Source organism: Streptomyces sp. adm13(2018), from assembly GCF_008042145.1.
In the GTDB taxonomy this organism is placed as follows: Bacteria; Actinomycetota; Actinomycetes; order Streptomycetales; family Streptomycetaceae; genus Streptomyces.
This window is the reverse complement of sequence record NZ_RDBH01000129.1, coordinates 1619677-1624723: the sequence shown is the minus strand read 5'-3', so window position 1 is coordinate 1624723 and position 5047 is coordinate 1619677. Positions and strand designations below refer to the sequence as shown.

At 72.7% G+C, this 5047-nt stretch carries 7 protein-coding genes; 1 reads left to right on the top strand and 6 read right to left on the bottom strand.

Going from position 1 to position 5047, the window contains the following annotated elements; genetic code table 11:
* Nucleotides 1–147 precede the first annotated feature (147 nt).
* The 3 genes from rplT to infC form a co-directional block, all read right to left on the bottom strand.
* Nucleotides 148–534 (bottom strand): 50S ribosomal protein L20, encoded by a 387-nt coding sequence (rplT, locus tag EAO70_RS24205; RefSeq protein WP_017241732.1) that lies wholly within the window; start codon nucleotides 532–534, stop codon nucleotides 148–150.
* Between the two features lie 107 nt (nucleotides 535–641).
* Nucleotides 642–836 carry a 50S ribosomal protein L35 gene (rpmI, locus tag EAO70_RS24200; protein WP_030316087.1) on the bottom strand — a complete coding sequence of 65 codons (195 nt, stop codon included), beginning with the start codon at nucleotides 834–836 and terminating at the stop codon, nucleotides 642–644.
* A gap of 124 nt (nucleotides 837–960) precedes the next feature.
* Nucleotides 961–1722, bottom strand: coding sequence for a translation initiation factor IF-3 (gene infC, locus EAO70_RS24195; RefSeq protein ID WP_148004889.1), 762 nt, complete (start codon nucleotides 1720–1722; stop codon nucleotides 961–963).
* A gap of 272 nt (nucleotides 1723–1994) precedes the next feature.
* Here infC and EAO70_RS24185 point away from each other — a divergent pair, with 272 nt between their 5' ends.
* Nucleotides 1995–2372: a DUF1844 domain-containing protein gene (locus tag EAO70_RS24185; RefSeq protein ID WP_148004888.1), complete on the top strand. Its 378-nt coding sequence runs from the start codon at nucleotides 1995–1997 to the stop codon at nucleotides 2370–2372.
* Here EAO70_RS24185 and EAO70_RS24180 read toward each other — a convergent pair.
* The 3 genes from EAO70_RS24180 to EAO70_RS38110 form a co-directional block, all read right to left on the bottom strand.
* Nucleotides 2369–3133 carry an SseB family protein gene (locus EAO70_RS24180; RefSeq protein WP_148004887.1) on the bottom strand — a complete coding sequence of 255 codons (765 nt, stop codon included), beginning with the start codon at nucleotides 3131–3133 and terminating at the stop codon, nucleotides 2369–2371. The genes EAO70_RS24185 and EAO70_RS24180 overlap by 4 nt on opposite strands.
* A gap of 82 nt (nucleotides 3134–3215) precedes the next feature.
* Entirely contained in the window at nucleotides 3216–4382 is a 1167-nt protein-coding gene (gene mycP, locus EAO70_RS24175) for a type VII secretion-associated serine protease mycosin (RefSeq protein WP_148004886.1), read from the bottom strand.
* Nucleotides 4379–5047, bottom strand: a 669-nt coding sequence (locus tag EAO70_RS38110; RefSeq protein ID WP_187283999.1) for a hypothetical protein, incomplete at its 5' end; no start/stop codon positions are given. The genes EAO70_RS38110 and mycP, both read right to left, overlap by 4 nt.

The window sequence follows — 5047 nt, the reverse complement described above, 5'->3', positions numbered from 1 at the left end:
GGTGCGTCCGCCCCCTGAAGGGCGCGCGGTGGCGCGTGGGGCCCGGCGGCCCGCCTCCACCGCGCGCCCTTCAGGGGGCGGACGCACCCGGACCCGCAGGCGCGTGCGCGTCTGCGGGTCCGGGCGGAAGTACTGCGGCCTGGGAGATCAGGCGGCGGCCTTCGGGGCGTTGACGTCGGCCGGGAGGGCCTTCTGCGCGACCTCGACCAGCGCGGCGAACGCGTTGATGTCGTTGACGGCCAGCTCGGCGAGGATCTTGCGGTCCACCTCGATGTTGGCGGCCTTCAGACCCTGGATGAGGCGGTTGTACGTCATGCCGTTCTGGCGGGCAGCGGCGTTGATGCGCTGGATCCACAGCTGACGGAAGTCGCCCTTGCGCTTCTTGCGGTCGTTGTAGTTGTAGACCAGCGAGTGGGTGACCTGCTCCTTGGCCTTGCGGTACAGGCGCGAACGCTGACCGCGGTAGCCGGAGGCCGCCTCGAGGATCGCCCGGCGCTTCTTGTGGGCGTTGACTGCCCGCTTGACGCGTGCCACTTGTTAACTCCTTGTAGCGGGGTCGCGGTGGTCCTCACACGACCCGAAATACGGATGGTTCCCGGTCTTGGCCGGAAGCTCTCGTCGCCGAGAGCGGGAGATCAGACTCAGATGCCCAGCATCTTCTTGATCTTGGCGGCGTCACCCGGGGCCATCTCGGCGTTGCCGGTGAGGCGACGCGTCAGCTTGGACGACTTGTGCTCGAGCAGGTGGCGCTTGCCGGCGCGCTCGCGCAGGATCTTGCCGGTGCCGGTGACCTTGAAGCGCTTCTTGGCACCGGAGTGCGTCTTGTTCTTCGGCATCGCGCCGTATCTCCTCGTCAGTGGCGCTCCCCTGCGGTGCGGGCACCGGAGATCCGGGAGCGTCAGTTCTTCGTTCGGTGGGTCCGGGCGGGGCCCGGGGCTGCCTGGTTGGCAGCCCCGCGGGTCACGCCTCGGGGGTCTCGGCCGGGGCTTCCGCCTCGGCCTCGGCGACCGGAGCCTCAGCAGCCTCGGTCTCGGCGGCCGGAGCCTCGGACGTCTCCTCGGAGGTGACGCCCTGACGCTCGGCCTTGCGTGCGGCCTGGGCCTCACGCGCCTCGGCCATGGCCTCGGTCTTCTTCTTGTGCGGGCCGAGAACCATGATCATGTTCCGGCCGTCCTGCTTCGGGTTGGACTCGATGAAGCCAAGCTCCTCGACGTCCGACGCCAGCCGCTGCAGCAGCCGGAAACCAAGCTCGGGACGGGACTGCTCACGACCACGGAACATGATCGTGATCTTGACCTTGTCACCCTGCTTGAGGAACCGGACGACGTGACCCTTCTTGGTGTCGTAGTCGTGCGGGTCGATCTTCGGCCGGAGCTTCATCTCCTTGATGACCGTGTGCGCCTGGTTCTTGCGCGCCTCACGGGCCTTCATGGCCGACTCGTACTTGAACTTCCCGTAGTCCATGAGCTTGCACACGGGCGGACGGGCGTTCGCCGCGACCTCGACCAGGTCGAGGTCGTACTCCTGTGCGAGCTCCAGGGCCTTGGCAAGCGGAACAATCCCGACCTGCTCGCCGCTGGGTCCGACAAGTCGCACCTCGGGAACGCGAATCCTGTCGTTGATGCGGGGCTCGGCGCTGATGGATCCTCCTCGGTAGCACCACGCGACCGCCTGGCGGACGGACGCGCATGTTTTCTGGTGAGACCAACCGAGCCGGTACATGAAAAATGCCCCGGACGGGACACAGGCGGGGCTCCAGGGGAATACCGGAACACCGCCGCGGTCAACCGCGGGGCGCACATCGGGCGGCTCCATCGTCCGTACGGAACGATGGGCGCCACCTGACCGGTGACCCGCCACCCGCGAGGGTGGTCAGGTGGGAGTTCGGAGCCTCCACTTGTGGGCCGGGCACACACGTGTCCGGCCGGTCGTTACACAAGGTTAGCAGGACCCGGCGGTCTCCGCTAACCGAGGACCGGCATATCGTATGAGGCATGAGCGAGACGCCCCAGAACGATTCCCCCGACATCGCCGATTCCCCCGACTTCGACGCCATGACCCGCGACATCGCGGAGGTCCCCGCGGTCGAGGTGATCGTGACCGTCGCCGTCAACCTGATGAGCGCCGCCGCGGTGAAGCTCGGGCTCACCGAGGAGGGCGACAAGTACAAGGACCTCGACGAGGCCCGGAAGCTGGTGCACGCGCTCGCGGGTCTGCTCGACGCCGGCGCGACGGAGGTCTCGTCCTTCCACGCCGCTCCCCTGCGGGACGGCCTGAAGTCCCTCCAGCTCGCCTTCCGCGAGGCGTCCCTGGTCCCGGACGAGCCGGGCCAGGGGCCGGGCGAGAAGTACACCGGCCCGGTGTTCGGCTAGGACCGGTCCACGGGCACGGGTACGCGTGCCTGGTTCCTCACGTAGAAGGGCTCGCCCGGAGGGGTGGCCGAGGCCGGCAGGAGTGCCAGGTCGAGGCCCCGCACCAGGCGGGCCCTCAGTGTGTCGTCGGCGGCCAGCGCGCGGGCGATGCGCTGGGCGGCCTCCGCCGGGGAGCCGGCTCCGTGGAGGACCAGGGCGAGGGTGCCGTCGGCGGCGCCGGGCCCCAGGTGGGCGCGGAGCACCGCGGGTTCGGCGGCGACCGCGGCTCGGACGGCCTCCCGTACGGCCGGGTCGTCGAGCGGGTCCGCGCTGGTGCGGCCCTCGGCGAGGGCGAGCAGCGCCGGGCCGGTCAGCTGGTACGGCACCGGGCCCGCGAGGTCGAGGACGACCGTGTCGGCCTTCTCGTGGGCGGCCGCCTGGAGCGCCTGGTGGAGCGGGACGGCGACGGGACGGGCCTCCGGGTCCCACAGCGCGAGTGAGGCGATCGAGGTGAAGGCGGGCAGGGCCCGCCGGTCGCCGGCGGTGAGGGTGGGGACCGCCATGTCGCTGGTCTTCTCGCGGCGCAGGCCGTTCTCGTCGGTCTCGACCTCGCCGAGGACGGCGACGACGGGGACGAGCAGCCGGGCCTCCCGGAGCGCGTCGAGGACGGGGCCGTGGGCGGTCCGGTCCTCCGCCCAGGCCGCCAGGGCCGCGGCGAGCCGCGGGTCGGCGGTGCCGTCGTCGTCGGAGAAACCGGGGTCCGGGATGTTCTTGAGCGCCACGCACCGAGCCTAACCGCCCGGCGGGTGCCCTCCGCCCGGCGGGGCGGTTCAGTCCGGCGGGCGGTTCAGTCCGGCGGGCGGTTCAGTCCGTGCGGTGGACGCGCCGGAGGATCACGGCGGTGAGGAGGAGCAGGACGCCGAGGCCGCCGGCGGCGGGGGCGAGCAGTCCGACGGGGCGGCTCTCCTCGGTGGCGGGGAGCGGTCCCGGGCCGAAGTGGCGGCCGCGGTAGCCGGTGGCCACGGTCTTGGGGTCGCCGCCCTCGATCTTCGCACCGGCCTCGATCGCGGCGGCCGGGTCCACGGTTCCGTAGCCCTTGGCGTCGCTGCGCCCGCCCTCGGGCCTGTTGCGGGCGGTGTCGATCAGGAGCCGCTTCACCTGCGCCGGGGTGAGGTCGGGGTGCGCGGAGCGGACGAGGGCGACGGCTCCGGAGGCGAACGCGGCGGCGGCGCTGGTGCCCCAGCCCTCGTAGTAGCGCTGGTCGGGGTCGGCGATGGCGATGTCGACGCCGGGGGCGCTGACGGTGGCGTACCAGCGGCGGGTGGAGAAGGAGGCGTGGGTGCCGTAGCGGTCGACGGCGGTGACGGCGATGACGCCGGGGTACGCGGCGGGGTACGAGATGTGGTCGCCCTTCTCGCCGCCGTTGCCGGCGGAGGCGACGACGGAGACGCCCTTGGCGAGCGCGTACTGGACGGCGGCGTCCTCGCCGGCGTCCGGGTGGGCGGACCTGGAGTCGTCGCCGAGGGACATGTTGATGACGTCGGCGCCGTGGTCGGCGGCCCAGCGGATCCCGTCGGCGAGGGCGGTGCCGCGGGTCTTGCGGGCTTTGTCGCGGGCCTTGTCGGTGCTTTCCAGGATGACCCGGACGGGCAGGATCCTGGCGTCGGGCGCGATGCCGAGGACGCCGTCGCCGCCGTCGGGGCCGTGGCCGTGGCCGGCGATGATCCCGGCCATGGCGGTGCCGTGCCGGGCCCAGGCGCGGTCGCCGCGGGAGGCGCCGAAGCCGACGAGGTCGCGGCCGGTGAGGACCGAGCCCGCGAGGTCGGGGTGCTCGGCGTCGACGCCGGTGTCGAGGACGGCGACCGTGATGCCCTCCCCCCGGGTGGTCCGCCAGGCCTCCTCGGTGTGGAGGGCCTGGAGGCCCCACTGCCGGGCGCGGATGGTGTCGGCGTACGCGGGGGTGATGGTGGCGGGGAGCACGGCGAACGCGGTGGCGAGGAGGACGGCCGCGGGGGTGCGGAGGCGGATCACCGGGCGTCGTCACCGTCCTTGCCGTCCGTGTCGTCCTTGCCGGCCTTGTCCGTCGGCGGCGGGGCGACGGCGGTGCGCAGCAGCTGCTCGAAGCGGAGGGTGATGTTCTTGGCCTCGTGGCCGAGGCCGGACTGCGCGGTGGCATCGGTGCGGCCGGCGGTCATGGCCCGGTCGGCGGGCTGGGGTGAGTCGACGGGGCGCCCGTCGGCGAAGCCGGACACGGCGGTGACGACGACGGGGAGGTCGGCGGGGGCGTTCAGCCACCAGCTGGCGCGCTGGGGTGCGCCGAAGCGGGCGGCGACGGTGCCGGGACCGGGAAGCGACGGGGGGACGTCCTGCCCGAGGCGGCTGGTGAGGCCCTGGCCGAGGGTGCTCTGGACGGTGGCGTCGGCGTCGGTGAAGACCAGGCCGACGGTGATCACGCTGCTGGCGGTGGCGTCGGTATACGTGGCACGCAGGACGCGCTCGCAGCCCAGCGGCCGGACGGTGGCGAGGAGGCCCTTGGCGAGGACGGCGGGGGTGCAGGCGGCGTCGGGGGCGACGACGATCCGGGTCCAGGTGCGGGCGGCGCTGCCCGGACCGGCGCCGGGTCCGGCGAGGGTGCGGGGGAAGAGGGTGTCGACGGGGGCGTTGTGCCAGAGGTCCTTGGCCTCGCTGTACCCGGC